Here is a 21125-nt window from a genome sequence, read left to right as displayed (position 1 = left end):
CGCTCAATTTCGGAACATCGACCGGACCGTGTGCCGGAAGTCGTCGAACGACGACAGGTCGCCGCGTGTCCACCCGTCCAGGTCGTACTCGGCCAGGCATTCGTCGACGAACGCCTTGTACTCGTCGAGCCGGCCCGTCGCGAGTTCGCCGTACATCATTTCGAGTCGGGTGTTCTCGTGGTTTCCCGCGTAATTGCGCTCGTACAGCTCGTGGCGCGCGCCAAATTCGGAACCCACGGCGTCCCACAGCAGTTTCATGACCTTCACCCGCTGTTCGGCGTCGACCCCGTTCGAGCCGCGCAGGTACTTGTCCAGGTAACGCCGGGTCTCCGGGTCGGCGAAGTCGTCGATGCCCGAGTTGACGTAGATCAGACCGCTGGCGACGTCCTGGAGGACGACCTCCCGCACCCGGGGGTAACCCACCTGCATGAACCAGCGGTACGCGCCCATGTACTGCGGATTGGGCAGCAGCGCTCCGTCGTGCCACGGCACGGGGTTGCGTGCGGCGGCGTCAGCCAGTGCCTGGAACAGGCCCCGCCAGGCGAGCACCTCGCCGAGCCTGGTCTGCACGCCGCGGAAGTCGGAGGTGCCGGTGATCTCCAGGGCCTTCGCGAGCAACCCCGCGATGAACTCCAGCTTGACGCCCAGGCGCACGCAACCGTGGAAGGTGAACCGCTCGGTGAACCCCGACCGCGCGGCGAACATCTGGACCTTGCCCAGGTCGCCGTAGACGAAGACGTTCTCCCAGGGGATCAGGACCTTGTCCAGCACCAGGATCGTGTCGTTCTCGTCCATCCTGGACGACAGCGGGTAGTCGAACGGGCTGCCCGTGACCGCGGCCGTGGCGGCGTAGGACGGGCGGCACAACAACTTCACGCCCGCCGCACCCATCGGCACGGTCGCGACCAGGGCGAACTCGCGCCGCTTCACCGGCAGCCCGTAGTGGGCGATGAAGTTGTAGTGCGACAACGCCGAGCCGGTCGCGACGACCTTCGCGCCGCTGACGACCAGACCGGCGTCGGTTTCCTTCTCCACGTGGACGAAGACGTCGGAAACGCTGTCGGGCCGGCGGTTGCGGTCCACCGGCGGGTGCACGATCGCGTGGTTCCAGTACAGGACCTTCTCCTGCGACTCCCGGTACCAGCGGCGGGCGTTGTCGGCGAACGGTTCGTAGAACTCGGCGTTGGCGCCGAGCGTCCCGAGGAACGACGCCTTGTAGTCGGGGCTGCGCCCCATCCAGCCGTAGGTCATGCGCGACCACTCGGCGATGGCCCGCTGGTCGGCGACCAGGTCGTCGACGCTGCGGGACGTGGTGAAGAACTTGTGCGTGTAGCCGCCGCTGCCGGTGTCGGTCGGAGCGGTCAGCGTGCCCTTGCGCTCGGGTTCGTGCAACGCGTCGTAGAGGCGCGCGGTCATGCGCACCGCGTTGCGGAACGCCGGGTGCCGCGTCACGTCGGCGACCCGGTCGCCGTAGAGGTGCACGGCGCGGTCGTCCCGCAGGCTCTCGATGTACTCGGCGCCGGTCAGCGGCCGGGGCTCGGGGAGGTGTCCGGTGGTCATCGCAGTCCTCACACGACCTCGAACTGGCCCATCATCCCGAACTGCGAGTGTTCGAGGATGTGGCAGTGGTGGACGTACCGGCCGCGGTAGCCGCGGAACGTCGCCTGGACGCGCACCGACTCGCCGGGCGGCACGACGACGGTGTCCTTCCAGCCCTCCTCACCGGGCCGCGGTGGCCGACCGTCGCGGTCGAGCACGCGGAACTGGACGAGGTGGATGTGGAAGTTGTGGTCGACGTGGCCCGCGACCGGATCGGTGTCGGCGTTGGAGATCCGCCACGTCTCCGTGGCGCCGTGCCGGATCCGGAAGTCGACCCGGTCGGCGTCGAAGACCCGGCCGTTGATCAGCGACCGGACCTCGGCCAGGTCGGTGCTCAGGACCAGGTGCCGTTCCACCGACGAGCGCAGCGGGGCGGGCGCGGGCCGCAGCTCGTCGGGGACGCGGCTGTCGTCGCGCGCGTGCCGCTCGACGTCGAACCGCAGCACCGGCCCGGAGACGTCGGACAGCACCAGTCGCGTGCCGGGGCGGTGGCGGCCGAAGTCGACGATCACCTCGGCGCGTTCGCCGGGGGAGAGGACCAGCTCGGTGAGCGCGACCGGCCGCGGCAGCAGCCCGCCGTCGGACGCGATCTGCACCATCTGCTCCCCGTCGAGGTCGAGCCGGAAGTGCCGGTGGGTGGCGGCGTTGAGCAGCCGGAACCGGTAGCGGCGCGCCTCGACCGGGAAGTACGGCTGGGGCCGCCCGTTGGCCAGCAGCGTGGTGCGCTCGAACCAGCCGCCGAACGGGTTCCACACCAGCGCCCCGGACGCGTCCAGGTGCGCGTCGGACAGCATCACCGGCACGTCGTAGGGGCCGCCGGGCAGGCGCAGCGCGCGCTCGTCCTCGTCCTCCAGCAGGTAGAACCCGTGCAGACCCCGGTAGACGTGCTCGGCCTCGCGGTGGTGGGTGTGGTCGTGGTACCACAGCGTCGCGCCTTGCTGCGAGTTCGGGTAGTGGTACACCCGCTGCCCGCCGTGCGGGATGACGTCGGTGGGGTAGCCGTCGCTGTGCGGCGGCACGTGACCGCCGTGCAGGTGCACGTTGGCGTCCGCGCCCATCGTGTTGCGGAAGCGCACGAGCGCGTGTCGTCCCCGCCGCGCGCGGATCGTGGGGCCGACGAACGTGCCGCCGTAGGTCAGCACGGGCGTGCGCAGGCCGGGCACGATCTCCACCTCCGCCGGGCGGATGTCGAGCTCGTACAGGTCACCGCCGTGGTTCGAGCGCTTGGGGCGCAGCACCTCGGGCACGGGCATCCGCACCGCGAACGGTTCCGTGCGCAGCGGAGGACCGGACGCCGGCGCGGTGCCGTGGTGGTGCGCGGGACGGGCGCTCGCGCCGTCCATGCGGGCGATCATCGTCAGCAGTGCGCCGGCGCCGGTCACGCCGCCCGCGCCGAGCAGCGCTCGTCGGTTCAACATGTGCCCTCCACTTCGGTGTGGCGACGGGCGCGGCCGAGCCCGGTCCGGCGGTCGGCCGCGCCCGCGACCGTCAGCCCAGCGGGTAGATGCGGAAGCAGTTCGCGTGGCGCTGGCCCCCCGAGGCGCACCAGGCGTTGTAGGTCGACAGGTGCCGTTGGGCCTCGTGGTCGGCCTGCCGCAACCTGGTCGCCGGGTCGGCGCCGCCGACGAGCACGTCGTGCACGGCGGAGGTCAGGGCGGTCTGCACACCGTGGAAGTCACCGAGGACGGGCCCGAGCGCGGCGGGTGTCCCGGTGTTCGCGTTCACCTGGTCGATCGCGATGCGGTCGGCCGGGTTGGCCGTGAACCACCCCTCCGCTTCCAGCCGCCGCACCGCGGTGCGCGTCATGGGCAGGTAGTGGTTGCTCTTGTGCCACGCCACGGCGTTGTCGGGGTTGTTGAGGAACAGCATGAACGCCAGCGCGCCGTCCTCGGTGGCCTTGTCGAGGCCGTCGGCCAGCCACAGCGAGTCGCCGGTGACCAGGTTGCCCGACAGGGGTACGGCGTCGTTGTACGGCATCCGGCCGGCGGCGGTCTGGAACCCGCCCTGCTGCCCCATCGAGGCGAACAGCCCGGCGGTGTTGGCCGAACTGAGCGCGAACGCGACCTGCTGCGAGCCGAAGGCCTGGAAGACGCCTTCCCAGGTCTGGTCGGCGTTGGTGGTGTAGAGGAAGTGGCCCTTGTCGTGCAGGCCGTCGAGCCAGCTCACGTACGAGCGCAGGGCGGCCGAGTCGAGGTCGACCCGGGTGGCCCGGCCGAACCTGCCGTTGCCGTGGTTGGCCAGCGGCGCGTCCTGTTGCAGCACCGCCTGCTGCGGGAACCAGTTGTGGTTGGCCCAGGTCGCGCAGTGCGGCGGCCCGTCGGGCAGCTTCGCGATGGCGTCGCAGGCGGCCTCCAGCGCGGCCCAGGTGCGCGGCACCTCGGTGATGCCGGCCGCCGCCAGGACCGTCGTGTTGGCGAACAGCAGGCTCGTCATGGCGGTCGTGGGCATGGACGTGAGGTCGCCGCGACGGGTGTAGTAGGACCGGTAGGCGGGAACGAGGTCGGGCAGGACGTTCTGCTGCCCCAGTACGTGGTCGCGCTTGCCGATGGCCTTCTCGACGGACTTGAACAGCGGCTTCCCGCGCCGGTCCCCGGTGTCCAGCGCCACCTGGACGGCGTTGGAGTAGTAGTTCGCGATCGTCGGGTGCTTGCCCTCCTTCGCCGCCTTCGAAAGGTCTGCGGGCAGCTTGGTGTAGTCGTAGGGCACGACGTTGACGTGGTAGCGCGGGTAGAGCCGGTTGAAGTCCTCGGCGGCCTTGACCCGGGCGGCCAGGTAACCGGGGATCGGGTAGTCGTTGAGCCAGACGTTGATGGTGATCTTGTCCCGGGTGTCCGCGGTGACCTGGGTGGACCCGGTGAGCGTGGTCGCGATCGCCAGTGACGCGACCGCGAGCGCGCGGAGTCGACGCATGGTGTGCCTCCGACGGTGAGCGGTGTGGGCGTGCGGGTTGTCGTTGGGGTGTCAGCGAACCGGGGTGTCCGGCCTGGTCGACAGCTCCTCCAGCGCGGCACCGAACCCGGTGATGGCGCGGGTCACGGTGGCCTCGGTGAACAGGTGCCTGCTGTACCCGAGCAGGCCCGCGATGTCGTCGGACGGTCCGAAGTGGAACGACCAGATCATCCCGTCGGGGGCCTCCGATCCGATCTCCTGGGACATCCTGCGGTCCCAGATGGACGTGTACTCCAGGCCGCCGACGCGCTCGCGTTCCATCGTGAACGGCGACTGCACCACCTGGAACACGAACGGCACCTGGCCCTCGCGCGCCGTGGACGCCATCAGACCCGGGGCCTCGCCCAGGACCAGGCTCAGCGGGAGTTCGTTGGCGTAGCTCTCCAGGCAGGTGGTGCGGGCCCGCGCGAGCGCGTCCGAGAACGACGCGCAGTCGCGCAGGTCCACCCGCAGCGGGACGAAGTTGAAGTAGGACCCGACCGAATCATGGGTCCGCGCGTCCTCGCGGCCGGGCGTGAAGGTCGGCACGACCACGTCGGCCACCCCGGTCGTGCGCAGGCAGTGCACGGCGAACGCCGCGGTCAGCACCATGAACGGCGTCGCCCGGTGGGTGCGCGCCGTGCGCTCCACGGCGGCGCGGGTGGCGGCGTCGTAGGCGAAGCGCCGCCACGAGGTGACCGGTCGCTCGTGCGGATCGGGCTTCCGGTCGACGGCCACCGTGAGCAGTTCCGCGCCGGCCAGCTTGCGGCCCCAGTACGCGCGCCGCGCGCGGACCTCCGGGGTGTCGGCGCTCGTCCGCTGGCGCACGGCGTGCTCGCGGTACTGCTCCACCGGCGGCAGGTCCGCGACGGCGTGGCCGGTTCGTCTCGCGTAGAACACGGCCACGTCCCGCATGATCACCTGCATCGACCAGGCGTCCACCGCCGCGTGGTGGGAGTTCAGCACCAGCACGGCGTCCTGGTCGTCGAAGCGCCCGAGAGCCGCGCGCAGCAACGGCCTGCGGCCCAGCTCGAACACACCGGCCTCGATGTCGTTCATGAACTCCTCGGCCCGGTGGGCGCGCTGCTCCGCCGGGACTCCCGGCAGGTCGTGCGTGGTCAGCACCGGCTCGCTCGGCGGGTGGACCACCTGGCCGCGGGCGCCGTCGCCGCGGACCACCTCGGTGCGCAGCGACTCGTGCCGCTCCACCACGTCGGCCAGCGCCGCGCGCAACGCGGGCACGTCCACGTGCCCGGTCAGCCGCCACCCGTCCACGACGTGGTAGCGCGGCCCGAACGGTCCGGCCTCGTCGCCCCGGTCGAACAGGCACAGGAACTCCTGTTGCAGCGACAGGGGGTGGAGGACCAGTTCCCCTGTGCTGGGTGGTGCTCCGGCGGTCGTCATCGGTGGCGTCCTCACCGCAGCTCGACGCCCGCCGCCCGCACGGCCTCGAGCAGCCGTCCGGAGGCCAGCGCGTCCGAGACCAGTTCGAGCTCGTCGCTCATGTAGCGGTCGCGGTCGAGCGTGGGCACCAGCGACCGGACGAGGTCGTACGCGGCGCGCCCGGCCGGGCCCAGGCCCGCCTGCCGGCCGGAGAGGTCCACCGCCTGGGCGGCGGCGAGCAGCTCCACGGCCAGGATGTGGTTGTTGTTGGTCAGCACGCGGCGCGCGTTGCGGGCGGCGATGAGGCCCATGCTGACGACGTCCTGGTTGTCCCCGTTGGACGGCACGCTCTGCGTGCTGGCGGGCCCGATCGTCCGGTTCTCCGCGACCAGCGCGGTGCCCGGGTACTGGGCGCCGGCGAAGCCGCTGTTGAGACCGGGGTCGCCGGCCACCAGGAACTCCGGCAGGCCGTCGCTGAGGTGCCGGTTGAGCAGCCGGTTGGTCCGGCGCTCGGAGAACACGCCGAGCTGGGTGAGCGCGATCGTGGTGTAGTCCATCGCGAAGGCGATCGGCTGCCCGTGGAAGTTGGCGCCGTGGAACACCTCGTGGCCTTCGAAGAACAGCGGGTTGTCGTTGGCGGAGTTGAGCTCCACCGACAACTTCTCGTGCGCGTGGCGCAGCGCGTCGCGCACGGCGCCGACGACCTGGGGGATCGCCCGCAGGGTGTACGCCTTCTGCAAGTAGACGTCCGTGCGCGCGACCTGGTCGCCGGTCAGCTTGCCCGCCTGCTTCTCGGCCATCGCCCGCAGGTCCTCGTGCCGCATCGCCAGCAGGCTGTCGTTCAGCAGCGCGCGCATGTTCGCGGCGGTGTCGATCTGGCCCTGGTGCGGCCGGGCCACGTCGTGCCCTTCCGGCATGAACGGGCTGGTCGAGCCGCGCAGCGCCTCCAGGACGAGACCGGTGATGATCTCCGCCTGCCGGACCTGGTCGAGCGCGCGCTCGACCACCAGGCAGCCCAGGCCGGTCATCGCGGAGGTGCCGTTGATCAGCGCGAGGCCTTCCTTGAACCGCAGCGTCAACGGCTCGATCCCGTGGTGGCGCAACACGTCGCCGGTCGGCACGCGGACGCCGTCGCGCAGCAGGTAGCCCTCGCCGATGAGCGTGACGGCGATGTGCGAGAGCGGGGCCAGGTCGCCGCTGGCGCCCAGCGACCCGATCTCCGGGATCGCGGGCGTCAGGCCCAGGTTCAGGTAGAGGGCCAGGCGTTCCAGGATCTCCGGCCGCACGGCCGAGTAGCCCTTCGCGAGCGCGTTGAGCCGGGCCGCGACGATCGCCCTGGCCTCCTCGTCGGAGAACAGCGGGCCCACGCCCGCGCTGTGGCTGCGGACCAGGTTCGTCTGCAGTTCGACCTCGTTCGCGATGCCCACCTGCATGTAGATCATCTCGCCGTAGCCGGTCGTCACGCCGTACACCGGCACGCCCTCGCCGACGATGTCCTCGAACAGCTTCCGCGACTTGGCTGTCTTGGCCAACACCTCGGTGCCGACCTCGCAGCGCGCCCGGCGTTCGGCCACCGCTCGCACGTCGGAGGTGCGCACGGTGCCGCCGTCGAAGTTGACCGGTGTTGCCTGCTCAAGAGTGGTCAAGGTTCCTCACCCCGTCGTTGTCGTCGGTGTCGTTGCTCCCGAGCGGCGCGAGCCGCTCGACCAGGGCGGCCAGGTCGGCCAGCACCGGATGCGCCAGGAGGTCGCGCGGGTGCAGCCGCACGCCACACCGTTCGCGGATCCGTTGGGTCACGCGGGGCAGCAGCAGCGAATGGCCGCCCAGTCGGAAGAAGTCGTCGTCGCGGCCGATCCGGTCCAGTCCCAGCACGGACGACCACGCGTCCGCGACGGCCCGTTCCCCGGCGGTCGCGGGTTCCCGGTGCACGCCGCGTGTCACGCGGCCGGGATCGGCCAGGGCACGTCGGTCGACCTTGCCCCCGGTGTTGCGCGGCAACCGTTGCAGCGGCTTGACCGAGACGGCGAGGGTCGAGGACCCGAACCACCGCCGGATCCGGTCGCGCCAGACGGCGGCCGAGCCGAGCGGGAGGCCGTCCGGCCCGGCGCGCGGCACCACGAACGCGGCCAGCCGCGTGACGAGGCCTTGCGCGTCGGTGACGGGCACGACGGCGCACTCCGCGACCGAGGCGTCGGCGGCCAGCGCAGCCTCGACCTCGGCGAGTTCCAGCCGCTTGCCCGCGACCTTGACCTGCTGGTCGCGACGACCTCGGAACTCCAGCGCGCCGTCCCACCGCTCACGCGCGAGGTCGCCGGTCCGGTAGGTGCTGCCCGCAACCGCGGGGACCCCGTCGATGGGGCGGAACGCGTCGGTCGATCCGGCGCCGACGTAGCCTGCGGTGACATGTGGTCCACGGACCACGACCTCGCCCGTCACCCCCGGTGCGCACGGCTCGTCCCTGCCGTCGACCACCAGCACCTGCCGCCCGGGGATGGGCCGGCCGATCGGCGCCGTCCCCGCCACCGGGTCGGCGACCGGCTGCCAGGTCGCGAGGATGGTCTCCGTGGGCCCGTAGAGGTTGACCAGCCTCGTGCCCGGCAGGGCCGCGTGGACGCGGGCGACGAGGTCACCCGGCAGCGGCTCGCCCGCGAGCAGCAGATGCGTCAGCGCGGGCAGCCGCCGCCCGCTGAGGGCGCGCAGCACTTCGCGGGCGAAGCTGGGCACCGTCTGGAAATGCGAGATGCGTTCGGCGGCCAGCCAGTCGACGAGGCGGTCCGGGTTCATGCGGGCCGCCAGGGGCGCCGGGTGCACGGTCGCGCCGGCGACGAGCGCGGCGAAGATCTCACCCAGGCTGGCGTCGTAGGCGGGGTTGGACCAGTGCGCGATCCGGTCGCCGGGGCCGATGCGGAACTCGTCGGCGAACCAGCGTGTGAACTGGGCCAAGGTGGCGTGGTGGTGCGGGATCGCCTTGGGCGTGCCGGTTGATCCGGAGGTGTGGGCGATGTAGGCGAGGTCGGTGTGGTCGACCGTGTGGCCGGGGTGGCCCGGCGCCGGGTCGTCCGCCGAAGGGGCGATGAGCCGGCCGCCGACCGCGTCGGCGTACCAGCGGGTCAGCGCGTCCTCGTCCGCGCACACCAGGTCCTCCGGGCGCAGTTCGGCGAGCACGGCACGGGATCGTTCGCCGCGGTCCTCGGTCTCCAGGCAGACCACGTGCCGTCCGGCGGCCCACGCACCGAGGAGTGAGGCGACCAGGGCGGGTCCCGGTGGCAGCCGCACTGCGACCGGCCCGCCGGTCGGTGTCGCCAAGACGTGCGCCATGCGCGCCGCGCGCCCGGCCAACTCGTCGTAGGTCACCGCGGCGCCCTCCCATCGCACCGCGACGGCGGAGGGCGCGCTCGACGCGTGGCGCAGCACCGACTCGTGGACCAGGGGTGTCGACGGCGTGTCCAGGTGCCCGTAGCGCTGCCGGTCGGGCCGGTGCAGGGGTAGCCGGTCCACCGCGGTGTCCGGGTCCTCCAGCGCGGCGGTCAGCAGGGTGTGGAGCTGGTCAAGCAGCCGGCGGGCCGACGAGGGGTGCAGGGTGCCCGCCTCGTGGTGCAGCGCGCCGTGCAGGTAGTCGGGGTCGTCGACGACGACCGCCAGCAACGCCCAACGGGAGCCGTCGTGGACCGACACCGGCCGGGCGGTGGCGGTCCGCAGGTCCAGCCGTGCGGCGGGGTCTTCGACGGCGACGAGCGCGTCGTGCCACGGCGGGCGTGCCGGGTCGCGCGGCGGCGCGAGTTCGCGCACGAGCACGTCGTAGGGCACCCGGTGGCGCTCGGCCTCCCGGCGCAGCGTCGCGGTGCGGTCGACCAGCGTGCGGAAGGTCGGGCGTCCGCCCAGGTCGGCGGGGAGGGGCAGGAGGTCGCCGAACGGCCCCACCGCCCGCTCGAACCCCGCCGGCCGTGTGCCGGGCACTCCGACGACGACGTGCTCCGCCGCGGCGTGGCGGGCGATCAGGCACTGCACCGCCGCCGCCAGGACGTCGACCAGGGCACCCCCGGCCTCGGCCGCGATCCGCGCGGCCTGCGCGGCGACCCGCGCACCCCAGGCGAAGCGGACGACGCCGTCGCGGGCGCGGGGGACCGGTGGTGCCGCGTCGACCACGAGGTCCGGTGGCGGGACGGTGTGCGGCATCGTGTGGCGCCACCAGCGCAGCGCGGCACCGTGGTCGAGGTCGCGTTCGGCTCGGGTGTGGGTCTCGTACTGCGGTGGGTCGTTTGGCAGTGCGGTCGGCCCGGTGCGGTACACGAGGCTCACCTCGTCGAGCAGCACCGCCACCGACGTGCGGTCCGCCACCGCCCCGTGCGTAATGAGGACGAGCCGGTGCTCGTCCTTGGCCACCCGGACCGCGCGCAGCCACGCCACCGGCAGCGCGGACAGGTCCACGGGCTCCGCCGTCCACGCGTGGCACAGCGCATCCGCCCGCTCGCGCGCCAGGTCACCGGGCAGCGACGACAGGTCGACCCAGGTGAAGGATTCCGGCGCGGACCGCTCGACCTTCCGCACCGGCGACCCGTCCCGCTCGACCAGCGTGGTGCGCAGGACGCGGTGCCGGTCCACGACGACCGCCCAGGCGGCACGCAGCGCGGCCGGGTCGAGCGCACCGTCCACTTCGTACACCCGGGCCACCGCGCCCGCGGGCGAGTGGTCGTGCAGGCGGTCGAGGAACCACAGTCCGGCTTGGGCGCTGCCGGCGGGCGCTTCGTCGTCGTCGACCACCGCCACCGCTCTCACGCGGCAGGCCTGGTGGACCGAGCGGTGACCAGCCGCACGAAGCCGGCGAGGTCCGGGTCCTCGAACAGGTCGGCTATGTCGACCTCGATCCCGAGCCGGTCTTTGATCAGCGCGGTGATCCGCACCGCCGAGATCGACTGGCCGTCCAGGTCGAAGAAGGTCTGGCCGTCCTGTTCTTCCGTGACACCCAGCACCTCCCGCCAGATCTCGGCCACCCGCGCGGCGACGGTGCCGCCCGGCGCGGCGCGGTCGAGCGGGCGCGGCGCGCGGTGGCGGCGGACGAAGCGCCGCAGGTCGTCGACGAACGACACGGGCTGCTCCAGCGCGGGGAAGTGGCCGCCGCGCTCGAACTCGCTCCAGTGCTCCAGCGTGGGGAGGATCCGTTCGGCGAACGCGCGGATCGGCCGCACGACGTCCGCGGGGAACGCCGCGACGCCGACGGGCATGCGCAGCGGCCACGGACCGCCCCATGTGCGCAGGAACGCTTCGCGGGTGCGGTTGGACTCGTAGTAGATCTGCGCGCTGGACCAGGCGCTGGCGGTCAGCCAGTAGATCGAGGCGGTGGCCAGCAGCAGGTCCCGGTCGATCCCGTCGGGCAGGCCCGCCGCCGGGTCGCTCCACTCGACGAACTTCTCCGCCATCCAGGCGAGCTGCCCGGCGGGGGAGTCGGTCAGCGCGTAGGCCGGGGTCTGCGGGCGGGTCGACTGGAGCAGCCGCCAGCCGGCGCCGTCCTGTTCGAACGCCGCCGCGAACGCCAGCCGCCGCCGGTCGGCCTCGTCGAGCGAGGCCAGCAGTTCGGGGTCCTCGGGCGGGAAGGTGACGAGCATGCTGGTGTGCACCGCCGCGACGTGGTCCGGGTCGACCAGGCCCAGGTGCAGCGAGATCGCCGAACCCCAGTCGCCGCCCTGCGCCACGTAGCGGTCGTAGCCCAGCCGCCGCATCAGCTCCGCCCACGCCCGGGCGACCCGCACCGTGTCCCACCCGGGTTCGGCCGGCGGGTCGGAGAACGCGTAGCCGGGCAGGGACGGGATCACGAGGTGGAAGGCGTCGGCGGGGTCGCCGCCGTGCGCCGCCGGGTCGGTCAGCGGCCCGATCACGTCCAGGAACTCCAGGAAGGAGCTGGGCCAACCGTGCGTGAGCACCAGCGGTACCGCGTCGGGCTCGAGGGAGCGGACGTGCAGGAAGTGGATGAGCGTCCCGTCGATCTCGGTGGTGAACTGGGGCAGGAGGTTCAGCCGCGCCTCGACCTCGCGCCACCGGAACCGGGTGCGCCAGTGCTCGACGAGGTCCCGGAGGTGCCCCACCGGTACGCCGCGGCTCCACCCCTGGCCGCGCAACTCGTCGGGCCACCGGGTGGCCGCCAGCCGCCGGTGCAGGTCGTCCAGGTCGGCCTGCGGGATGTCAATGCGGAACGGGCGCATGATGTCCTCCAAGTGGGCCGTGGGGTCAGTGGTGCACGCCGGTCTGCGCGGGGGCGGGGGCGGTGGCCGACCCGCGGCGCGAGTGCCAGAGGACGCGGGCGACGGTGCCGGGCCGCAGCAGGCGCGCCGGCGGGTCCACCAAACCCGCGGTGCGGATGAAGGCGGTGCTCAGCGCGGCGTCGTGCGCGGCGGCTGCCTGCAGGCGCGGCAGGTAGGCGTTCACCACCCGGGTCCGCAGCGTCCGGGTGCCCTCGACGCCGGCGTAGCCGAGGTCGGCGGTGGCGGAGAACTGCCACGGCATGTCGACGTCGCGCGCGATGTCGCGGAAGAATTCCAGCGGTTCCGGCACGGTGCCGCGGGAAAGGTGGCGGCGCAGGGTCAGCGCGCCCAGTGCCGCGACTGTCATGCCTTGCGCGTAAAGCGGGTTGAAACTGCACACGGCGTCAGCCGCGACGAGGAGCCGCTGGGGGAACCGATCCAGCTTCTCGTATTTGCGACGCACGCTCGCGGGAAATTTGAACTGTACCGGGTCGTCGATCGGCTCACCGCGCCGGACGGCGTCGTATATGGTGTTGACGGGCAGCGAACGGGTGTATTCGAGGAATCCGTCCTGGTCGACCGGCGGGTGGTCGCCGAGCATTCCGGTCAGGGACAGCTCGATGCGGCCGTCGCCGCCGGGCAACCGGTAGAAGAACGCGCCGCGGGGGTTGGCGGGCGTGGCCGCCGGGATGATCGCCACGTCCCGGCCGAGCGGGTCGTGCGGGATCCGGAAGTGCTGGGTGGTGTAGGCGAGGTCGATCTTCACCCGGTCCTGCTCGGGCGGCCGGTAGCCGAGCTGTTCCAGCCACACCGGGGTGCGCGAGCCGCGTCCGCTGGTGTCGAGGACGAGGTCGGCGTCCAGTTCGACCTCCCGCCCGCCCTCGGCGCGCAGCACGACGCCGGTGACCCGGCGGTGGTCCGGCGTCGTGGCCAGACCCGCGATGTCGTGCTCCTCCAGGAGCCGGACGTTGGGCAAGTCGAGCACCCGCAGCCGGACGTGGTGCTCCAGCACCGGGCGGGTGGCGGGGATGGAGAGCAGGCCCGTGCGCACCGGGCGCAGGCGCACGCCGTTGAAGTACCACCGGATGTCGCCGTTGAGGTCACCGGGCTCGATGCCCGCGCCGATCAACTGGTCGGTGAGGCCGGGGAACAGCGACTCCAGGATCTGGTGGCCGCGGGCGACCAGGCCGTGGGCGTGCCTGCCCTGGGGCACACCGCGCCGAGCGCTCGTCACCCCGACCAGCCGGTCCCGGTCGACCAGCACGACCTCGGCGAAGAACTCGGTGAGCACTCTGGTGGCGAGCAGGCCGCCCATGCCGCCACCGAGCACGACGGCGCGATCTCCGACATGTTTTCGCATCGTGGCGCACTCCTGGAATCGTCTGGAAAGGCCGCGGACCGCGCCGGGCATCGCCCGCGTGCGGGAGAAGATGCGCGCGGAGCCGGCAGGTCGACTGTGGTGGCGTGCAATTCGACGATGCCAGGTGAGGTGGCCTCGACGCATCTTCCAGGATGCGCTGGTCGATTAGCCGGCTTCCCGATGTCGCGGAAAGCGGGCAAAAGAGTGGCCCGCAGGACCGAATGGTTCCTGCGGGCCGTTGGCTAACTGGCGGGGAATATCGTGGGTTATTCTCGCGATTCGAGCGGGGTGAGGCCGGGCTCGGTCGCCCGATCGCCCTCCGGGGCTTCCTCCGTCTGGCTCGCGCCACTCGGGGGGACGTGCCGCAGCAGCGTGATCGCGATCAGCGCGCACAAGGCGAACATGACCGCGCCGAACACCGCTCCCGCGTTGAGCGCCGTGTCGAACGCGTCGCGCGCGCTGCCCAGCAGTTGGGCACCGACGTCCGGGGGCAGGTCGTCCGCGACGGCGGACGCCCCGCTGATGCTGTCCTTCGCCTGCTGCGCCTGGTCCCCGGTGACGCCGGACGGCACCTCGACCGCCTCGCGGTACACGGCCGTGCCGAGGCTGCCCACCAGGGCGATGCCCAGCGCCACGCCCAACTCGGTGCTGGTCTCCGAGGTCGCCGACGCCGAGCCGGCCTTCTCGGGCGGTGCGGAGCCCACGACCATGTCGACGCCCAGCGCCATCGACGGCCCGACGCCGAGGTAGACCAGGAGCATGGCGATGAGGATCACCACCGTCGCCGTGGTGCTGTCGGCCTGCGTCAGCAGCAGGAAGCCGATGACCGAGCCGACGAAGCCGACCGCGATGACGTAGGCGGGCCGCACCTTCTGCGCGATGGCGGGCGCCACGCTCGCGCCCACGGCGATCACCAGGCCGACCGGGGCCAGCCACAGGCCGGCCTGCGTGGGCGGCAGGTCCTTGACCGTCTGCAGGTGGATGCTGGCGAGCAGGAAGATCCCCGCGAGCGGGATGCCGCCCAGGATGATGATGGACAGCGCGGCGCTGAACGCGCGGACGCGGAACAGCCGCAGGTCCAGGAGTGGACTGTCCAAACGCAACTGGCGCACGGCGAAGACCGCGGCGAACGCCAGACCGACCAGCACGGTGACGATCGCCGTGACGCCGATGCCGTCCTTCGCCGCGTCCTTCAACCCGTAGATGACGGGCAGGATCGCGGCCAGCGACAGCAGCACGCTGAGCAGGTCGACCCGGCCGGCGGCGGCGTCCTTGTACTCGGGCAGCAGGGCGGGGCCGGTCGCGAGCAGCAGCAGCATCACGGGCACGCCCATCAGGAACACCGAGCCCCACCACCACAGTTCGAGCATCACGCCACCGATCACCGGGCCCAGCGCCGCGCCCACCATCATGCAGCTGGCCCACACGCCGATCGCCGCGCCGCGCTGTTTCGGGTTGGCGAACATGTTCGTGATCAGGGCGAGCGTCGACGGCATCAGCGTCGCGCCGGAAACGCCCATCAGGGCACGGGCGACGATCAGCATCTCCGTGCTGGTCGAGAACGCTGCCACCACCGACGCCAGGCCGAACACCGCGGCGCCGATGAGCAGGAGCTTCCGGCGGCCGATGCGGTCGCCGAGCGTGCCCATTGTGATGAGGAAGCCGGCGAGCAGGAACGTGTAGATGTCCATGATCCACAGCTGTTCCGCGCTGTCGGCGCCCAGTTGCGCGCTCAGGTGCGGCAATGCGAGGTACAACACGCTGATGTCCAGCGACAGCAACAAAGTCGGGAGTGCGAGTACCGCGAGCCCGATCCACTCGCGGCGGCCCGCCAGTGGCTCGGCTCCGGTCCCGATCCGGTCTTCCATCGGCTATCCTTCCGCCTCATACGGCTCTACCCGTGCAGACCGGTCACGGAGGGTGGAATCATCGGGTCAACGGTCGCGAGTGCCGCGATTCACTCGAACGGGCGAGTCGAGTGGCTATGGCGAAAGGGCGGGACGTGACGGAGGCAGTGGACCAGCGGCGCGAGACCGACTTCCTGCGGGGTGCGGAGGGTCTGCGGCGGGAGCTACTGGCCTTCTGCTACCGGATGGTCGGCTCGGCGCACGAGGCCGAGGACCTGGTCCAGGAGACCTACCTGCGCGCGTGGCGAGCCTTCGACCGGTTCGAGAACCGCTCGTCGGTGCGCACCTGGATGTACCGGATCGCCACCTCCGCCTGCCTCAACGCCCTGGAGGGCCGCAGCAGGCGGCCCCTGCCGATGGGTCTCGGGCCGAACTCCGACCCGAGCGAGGACGTCGTGGAACGGCCGGAAGTGCCGTGGCTGGAACCGCTCCCGGACGACTCGCCGCAGTCCGACAGCGCCGACCCCGCTGTCCTGGTGGCGGCGCGTGAGACGGTTCGGCTGGCCTTCGTCGCCACGTTGCAGCACCTCACGCCGCGCCAGCGGGCCGTGCTCGTCCTGCGCGAGGTGCTGATGTGGCCCGCCGCGGACACGGCCGCGGCGTTGGGTACCACGACCGCCGCGGTCAACAGCATGCTGCAACGAGCCCGCGCCCACCTGGATCGGTTGAGCCCGCGCAGCGGGGACGTCATGGAGCCGACCACGGCGGCCCACCGCAGGCTGCTCGACGAGTACGTCGCGGCCTGGGAGCAGAAGAACGTGCCGGCCATTGTGGACCTGCTGACCCAGGACGCGGCGTGGGAGATGCCGCCGCTGCTGGAGTGGTACCTCGGGCGCGAGCACATCGCACACCACCTGACGCACCGCTGCTCCGTGCGCCCCGGCCAGGCGCGGTTGGTGCGCGCCGACGCCAACGGCCAGCCCGCGTTCGCCACCTACACCCTGGAGCCCGACGGCCGCTACCACGCCGCATTCCTCCAGGTGCTCACGCTCACGGACGCGGGTATCAGTCACGTGTACGCCTTCCTGGACGTGAACCTGTTCGAGTCCTTCAACCTTCCGGCGGTCGTGGACTGAGCGTCCGATGTGGACGATCGGGACCCTTCGTCAAGACCAAAGCAATCAGGAAGTAGCGGTATTCCGAGCGAGGCCGGCAGCGTCGGAACGGGGCGCGAGCCGACCACACGGAAGGGCACCCGCCCCCTTGTCATCGCCCCTTTGATGCGGGAGATACGCATGAGTACCGTCGAGATGCCCACGCCTTCCGCGCTGGCCGAGCGCACCGCGCACATCATCCCCGTGTTGCGCGAGCACGCCGTCTGGGGAGAGGAACACCGCCGGTTGCACGACGAGGTCGTCGACGCCATGGCGGACGCCGGTGTGTTGAAGCTCCGCCTGCCCGAACGGTTCGGCGGCTACGCCGCCGACGCGCGAACCACCCATTCAGTGCTCGCCGAGCTCGGCAAGGGCGACGGCTCCGCCGCGTGGGTGGCGACCGTGTGGGCGATGGGGACCTGGATGATGGGTTTCTTCCCCGACGAGACCCAGGAGGAGGTCTTCTCCACGCCGGATGTCCGGATCGGCGGCATCATCAGCCCCACGGCGATGGCCGTGCCGGTCGACGGAGGCGTCGTCGTCAACGGGCAGTGGCGCTTCAACTCGGGCGCGTTGCAGAGCCACTGGAACACCAACGCCGCGGTGGTGGCACGGCCGGACGGCACGCACGAGCCGGTCATGCTCGCGGTACCCATGCCGGACGTGGAGGTGATCGACGACTGGCACACGACGGGTCTGCGCGCCAGCGGCAGCGTGACCACCGTCGCGCGCGACCTGTTCGTCCCCGACCACCGGGTGCTGCCACTCGGGCCCGTGCTCGCGGGTGTGCACCCGAAGCAGGTGGGTGCGGCGTCGCCGGCCCATCGCGTCCCGTTCATGCCGGTCGCGTGCGCGACCGTCGGCGCGCCCGCGATCGGGCTCGCCGAGGCGGCCCTCAGCTTGTTCCTCGAACGCCTGCCCGGACGCAAGATCACCTACACCGACTACGAGGAGCAGCGCGAGGCGCCGATCACCCACCTCCAACTCGGCGAGGCCCGCACCCTGGCCGACGAGGCCGCGTTCCACCTGGACCGGAACGCCGAGATCGTCGACCGGAAGTCCGTCGCCGGCGAGCAGTGGACCGTCGAGGAGCGCGCCCGCGTCCGGCTCGGCCTCGGCGCGGGGGCGCTGCGCGCCAAGCAGGCGGTCGAGTTGCTGAAGACCGCGAGCGGTGGCTCGTCGATCTACCACGACGCACCCATCCAGCGGGTCGAGCGGGACATGCACGCCATGCACCTGCACGCGATCCTGCACCCGAACACCAACTTCGAGCTGTACGGGCGGGTGTTGTCGGGCCTCGGCCCCAACACCGTCTACCTGTGAGAGCGTGGTGGACGACCACGCGGCCGAGATCGGCCGGCACTACGACGAGGGCGCGGCCATCGGCGACGCGTTGCGCGACGGTCGGCTGCACATGTGGTACTGGTACGACGACGAGGACGGGGCGTCCCTGGTCGACGCCCTGTTGCGGATCACCACCAAGGTGACCGACACGCTGGGCTTGCGGACGGGACAGCACCTGCTCGACGCCGGGTGCGGTCCCGGTGAGACGGCGATACACGTGGCCCGCGCCCACGGCGTGCGCGTCACCGGGGTGACGGTCAGCCGGGCCGAGATCGACGCGGCGGGGGAGCGGATCCGGGCGGCCGGCGCGGGTGATCTCGTCGAGGTCCGGTACGGCGACTACATGGCCCTGCCGTTCCCGGACGACACCTTCGATGCCGTGCTCGCCCTGGAGTCGCTGCAGAACGCCCCGGACGTGGACGCGGCGTTGCGCGAGTTCCACCGGGTGCTCAAGCCGGGCGGTCGCTTGTCCTTCTCGGACTTCAGCCTCGAACGCGCCGACGAGACCGATCGGGTGCGGCAGTTCATGGACAGCCTGAAGCTGAAGGAACTGCCCACGACGTCGGAGTGGCTCGACCACACCCGCGCCGCCGGGTTCGCGGTGGAGGAGTACACCCAGTGCGGGCCGCGGGTGTTCGGGATGAAGGGGAAGTTCCTCAGGGAGGCGATGCGCGTGCGCGACCGCTTCTCCGCGCGGTTCGGGGAGGCGGCGCTGGACGGGTTCACCAGGATGCACCGCGGCTTCTTCCTGCCGAGGAAGGACCAGATCGGGTACGTGATCGTCGCGGCACGCAAATCGAGGTGATACACGATGGTGTGAGGACACCGCGTCGCGCGGACGAGCTGTCGTAACCTCCGCCCTGCTGGTACCGCCGTTCGGCGGAGGGGTGGTTGGTGTGCACGGAGCCGAGGCGGTGGTGCGTCGGCGGTGGTTCGGGTGCTGCGCGGTCGCGGTGGTCGTGGTCGGCGTCGTCGGTGGATGGGCGTTGCGCACCACGGCGCCGGGGCTGTCGTTCGTGTGGATGGCGGACTTCGCGGTGTACCGGGCGGGCGGCGCGGCGGTCCTCGACGGCCGACCGCTCTACGCCGTGGAGGTCGACGCGGCCGACATCGCGTCCGGCCTGCCGTTCACCTATCCGCCGTTCGCCGCGCTGCTGTTCACCGTGCCGGCGCTGCTCGGTGCGGCGGTGGCGCAGGCGGCGTGGCTGGTGCTCGACCTCGTCGCCCTGGCCGGGGTCGTGCGGGTCTCGCTGTCGATGGCGGGCCTGCGCCCGAGGCTGCCCTGGGCCGTCTCGGCGGTCGTGGCGGTGGCCGCGCACGCGCTGGACCCGGTGCTGTCGAACACGGTGCTCGGGCAGGTCAACGTGTTGCTCGTGCTGCTGGTCCTGGTCGGCCTGCACCCGGCGGTGCCGGCCCGGTGGAGCGGCGTCGCGATCGGGCTCGCCGCGGCGGTCAAGCTCACCCCGCTGCTGTTCGTCGGGTATCTGTGGTTCACCGGGCGCCGGGTGGCCGCGGCGTGGGCCGTCGGCACGGTGGTCGCCACGATCGGCCTCGGCTTCGCCGTCCTGCCCGGCGACTCGGCGCGCTACTGGCTGGACGGGCTGTTCCTCGATTCCGGACGGGTCCTGGTCGACGAGGTCGGCGTGAACCACTCGTTGTTCGGCCTGTTCGCCCGGCTGACGGGGGACCCGGGGTCGGCGTGGCCCGCGTTGCCGGTGTGCGCGGCGGTCGCCGGGGTAGGCCTGGTGGTCGCGGCGGCCGCCCGGCAGCGGGGTGACGAGTTGGCAGGCGCGGTGCTGGTGGGATGCACCGCGGCGCTGGTCTCGCCCGTCACCTGGCCACCGCACCTGGTGTGGGTGGTGCCCGCGCTGGTGTGGCTGGTGGCGGCGGACTCGACCCGCGCGGCGGTGGCCGCACTCGTCGTGGCGTTGTGGTGCGGCCTGCCCGTGTACTGGGCGGCCCAGCGCCTGCCCGACGGCTCGGGACTGTGGTACCAGGCCACGCCGGTCGGCAACTTGCTCGCGACCTTCGGCAGCCCGCTGCCCTTGGTGGTAGCGGCGGTGCTGGTCGCGGCGTTGCGCCTGCCGATCGCGACACGCGGCAGGGCGCGCGGCTGACACCGCGCCACCTGCCGGCTCCTGCACACCCACCACCGAGCTTCGATGGCGACCCGAGGGCGGCGCTTACGCAAGCCGAGGTGGACCTGCTCGCCGTAGGCCCTGCCACCACACCGGTTCCTGAGCGGGTGGGCGCAACCGACGTCCACCAAGTGCGTGCCCTGACAGCGGCACTGCGTTCCTACGACGCCGAGCACCGCGACGCGCGGCCGAACCCACCGACTACTGGCTGTCCACCCTGCCCGACGGCATCCGCCTGCGGGACCTGGTGAAACTGGCCAAGATGCGGTGGCGCATCGAGCAGGACTACCGCGAACTCAAGGACGGCCCGGGCCTGGACCACTTCGAAGGCCGTTCCCGGGTCGGTTGGCACCGCCACGTCACGCTGGCCTCGGTCGCCCAGGCCGTCTGCACGAAGCTGCGCCGCACCCCGAAAGCCCCTGCGCAAACCTCCTTTCGGTTCGGCGCTGTGGCTCCGGTTCCGGTTCTCAGGCGGCTGACGGCGCGGTGAGGGCGAGTCGGGCCAGCAGGTCGCGGCCCTTCTCGGCGTGGCGGGGTTCGCACAGCACGTCGTAGCGGCCGGCGACGAGTTGGGTGGTGGAGGCGAAGTCGCGTTGGCCCCTCAGCGACGCGTAGCCGGCGGCGGCGAACGTCGTGCCGAAGACGATGCCGGTGAGCAAGCCGGTCAGGAGCGGCGCGGACAGCGGTCCGGTGCTGAACACGCCGAGCAGCAGGCCGACGAACAAGCCGAACCAGGCACCGGACGCCGCACCGCCGGCCAGGACGCGGCGCCAGGTCAGCCGTGCGGTGACCCGTTCGACGACCATCGGCTCGACGCCGACGATGGTGACGTCGTGCACGGGGAAGTCGTGGTCGGCCAGGTGGTCCACGGCGCGTTGGGCTTCGGCGTAGGTGGCGTAGGAGCCGATCGGCCATCCCGTGGGCGGTGTCGGCAGGTCCTCCGGCCGAGCAGGCAGGAACGGGGTGGTTGTCGTCATGGGGGGTTCCTCCATCGGTCGGTTGTGATCGACGGTGGCCGGGGAGCGCGCGCGACGCGTGCCGGCGTCCGGCCGGCGACCCCTGGGCCCAGGGGCGCATCGATCGCCTGTCGCAATCGATCTTCGAGAACGAGAAGAAGGGCACGCGCCGCACCGCAT

14 protein-coding genes and 1 pseudogene are annotated in these 21125 nt (G+C 71.9%); 5 read left to right on the top strand and 10 right to left on the bottom strand.

Annotated elements, in window-relative coordinates; genetic code table 11:
- Positions 1-3: 3 nt before the first annotated feature.
- The 9 genes from RIN75_RS12380 to RIN75_RS12340 all read right to left on the bottom strand — a co-directional run bounded on the left by RIN75_RS12380 (position 4) and on the right by RIN75_RS12340 (position 15374).
- Entirely contained in the window at positions 4-1560 is a 1557-nt protein-coding gene (locus RIN75_RS12380; RefSeq protein WP_309112005.1) for a 4-hydroxyphenylacetate 3-hydroxylase N-terminal domain-containing protein, read from the bottom strand.
- Between the two features lie 8 nt (positions 1561-1568).
- Positions 1569-3017, bottom strand: coding sequence for a multicopper oxidase domain-containing protein (locus tag RIN75_RS12375; protein WP_309112004.1), 1449 nt, complete (start codon positions 3015-3017; stop codon positions 1569-1571).
- 70 nt (positions 3018-3087) lie between these two features.
- A complete protein-coding gene (locus RIN75_RS12370) occupies positions 3088-4509 on the bottom strand; it encodes an extracellular solute-binding protein (RefSeq protein WP_309112003.1) in 1422 nt (473 codons plus the stop codon).
- A 51-nt stretch (positions 4510-4560) separates the two neighbouring features.
- The gene (locus RIN75_RS12365; protein WP_309112002.1) at positions 4561-5931 is read right to left on the bottom strand and encodes a condensation domain-containing protein; all 1371 of its coding nucleotides are present in this window, start codon (positions 5929-5931) and stop codon (positions 4561-4563) included.
- An 11-nt stretch (positions 5932-5942) separates the two neighbouring features.
- Complete coding sequence (gene cmdF, locus RIN75_RS12360) at positions 5943-7556, bottom strand: tyrosine 2,3-aminomutase (protein ID WP_309112001.1); 1614 nt, start codon at positions 7554-7556, stop codon at positions 5943-5945.
- Positions 7543-10686: an AMP-binding protein gene (locus tag RIN75_RS12355; RefSeq protein ID WP_309112000.1), complete on the bottom strand. Its 3144-nt coding sequence runs from the start codon at positions 10684-10686 to the stop codon at positions 7543-7545. The genes cmdF and RIN75_RS12355 overlap by 14 nt, the downstream gene beginning before the upstream one ends.
- Complete coding sequence (locus RIN75_RS12350; RefSeq protein WP_309111999.1) at positions 10683-12107, bottom strand: alpha/beta fold hydrolase; 1425 nt, start codon at positions 12105-12107, stop codon at positions 10683-10685. Before RIN75_RS12350 ends, RIN75_RS12355 begins: the two co-directional genes overlap by 4 nt.
- 25 nt (positions 12108-12132) lie before the next feature.
- The gene (locus RIN75_RS12345; protein WP_309111998.1) at positions 12133-13506 is read right to left on the bottom strand and encodes an FAD-dependent oxidoreductase; all 1374 of its coding nucleotides are present in this window, start codon (positions 13504-13506) and stop codon (positions 12133-12135) included.
- A gap of 266 nt (positions 13507-13772) precedes the next feature.
- Positions 13773-15374, bottom strand: coding sequence for an MFS transporter (locus RIN75_RS12340; protein ID WP_309111997.1), 1602 nt, complete (start codon positions 15372-15374; stop codon positions 13773-13775).
- Between the two features lie 116 nt (positions 15375-15490).
- Between RIN75_RS12340 and RIN75_RS12335 the strand changes: the two genes are divergently transcribed.
- The 5 genes and pseudogenes from RIN75_RS12335 to RIN75_RS12315 all read left to right on the top strand — a co-directional run.
- Entirely contained in the window at positions 15491-16489 is a 999-nt protein-coding gene (locus tag RIN75_RS12335) for a sigma-70 family RNA polymerase sigma factor (protein ID WP_375295944.1), read from the top strand.
- A gap of 159 nt (positions 16490-16648) precedes the next feature.
- Positions 16649-17830 carry an acyl-CoA dehydrogenase family protein gene (locus RIN75_RS12330; RefSeq protein ID WP_309111995.1) on the top strand — a complete coding sequence of 394 codons (1182 nt, stop codon included), beginning with the start codon at positions 16649-16651 and terminating at the stop codon, positions 17828-17830.
- A 4-nt stretch (positions 17831-17834) separates the two neighbouring features.
- A complete protein-coding gene (locus RIN75_RS12325; RefSeq protein ID WP_309111994.1) occupies positions 17835-18656 on the top strand; it encodes a methyltransferase domain-containing protein in 822 nt (273 codons plus the stop codon).
- A 91-nt stretch (positions 18657-18747) separates the two neighbouring features.
- Complete coding sequence (locus tag RIN75_RS12320) at positions 18748-19968, top strand: glycosyltransferase 87 family protein (protein ID WP_309111993.1); 1221 nt, start codon at positions 18748-18750, stop codon at positions 19966-19968.
- Between the two features lie 196 nt (positions 19969-20164).
- Positions 20165-20479, top strand: a pseudogene (locus RIN75_RS12315) (hypothetical protein); the annotation flags it as partial.
- Here the strand turns inward: RIN75_RS12315 and RIN75_RS12310 are convergent.
- Entirely contained in the window at positions 20457-20966 is a 510-nt protein-coding gene (locus RIN75_RS12310) for a general stress protein (protein WP_309111992.1), read from the bottom strand. The pseudogene RIN75_RS12315 and the gene RIN75_RS12310 sit on opposite strands and share 23 nt — an antisense overlap.
- Positions 20967-21125 lie beyond the last annotated feature (159 nt).

It is taken from the genome of Saccharothrix sp., from assembly GCF_031180885.1.
Lineage (GTDB): Bacteria > Actinomycetota > Actinomycetes > Mycobacteriales > Pseudonocardiaceae > Actinosynnema.
The sequence above is the reverse complement of the archived record's forward strand: the minus strand, read 5'-3'. Positions and strand labels throughout refer to the sequence as shown.

What these genes read in the sequence shown, in the direction of transcription:
- RIN75_RS12380 (WP_309112005.1), bottom strand. Translation starts at nt 1,560, where the DNA reads ATGACCACCGGACACCTCCCCGAGCCCCGGCCGCTGACCGGCGCCGAG.
- RIN75_RS12375 (WP_309112004.1), bottom strand. Translation starts at nt 3,017, where the DNA reads ATGTTGAACCGACGAGCGCTGCTCGGCGCGGGCGGCGTGACCGGCGCC.
- RIN75_RS12370 (WP_309112003.1), bottom strand. Translation starts at nt 4,509, where the DNA reads ATGCGTCGACTCCGCGCGCTCGCGGTCGCGTCACTGGCGATCGCGACC.
- RIN75_RS12365 (WP_309112002.1), bottom strand. Translation starts at nt 5,931, where the DNA reads ATGACGACCGCCGGAGCACCACCCAGCACAGGGGAACTGGTCCTCCAC.
- RIN75_RS12350 (WP_309111999.1), bottom strand. Translation starts at nt 12,107, where the DNA reads ATGCGCCCGTTCCGCATTGACATCCCGCAGGCCGACCTGGACGACCTG.
- RIN75_RS12345 (WP_309111998.1), bottom strand. Translation starts at nt 13,506, where the DNA reads ATGCGAAAACATGTCGGAGATCGCGCCGTCGTGCTCGGTGGCGGCATG.
- RIN75_RS12340 (WP_309111997.1), bottom strand. Translation starts at nt 15,374, where the DNA reads ATGGAAGACCGGATCGGGACCGGAGCCGAGCCACTGGCGGGCCGCCGC.
- RIN75_RS12335 (WP_375295944.1), top strand. Translation starts at nt 15,491, where the DNA reads ATGGCGAAAGGGCGGGACGTGACGGAGGCAGTGGACCAGCGGCGCGAG.
- RIN75_RS12330 (WP_309111995.1), top strand. Translation starts at nt 16,649, where the DNA reads ATGAGTACCGTCGAGATGCCCACGCCTTCCGCGCTGGCCGAGCGCACC.
- RIN75_RS12310 (WP_309111992.1), bottom strand. Translation starts at nt 20,966, where the DNA reads ATGACGACAACCACCCCGTTCCTGCCTGCTCGGCCGGAGGACCTGCCG.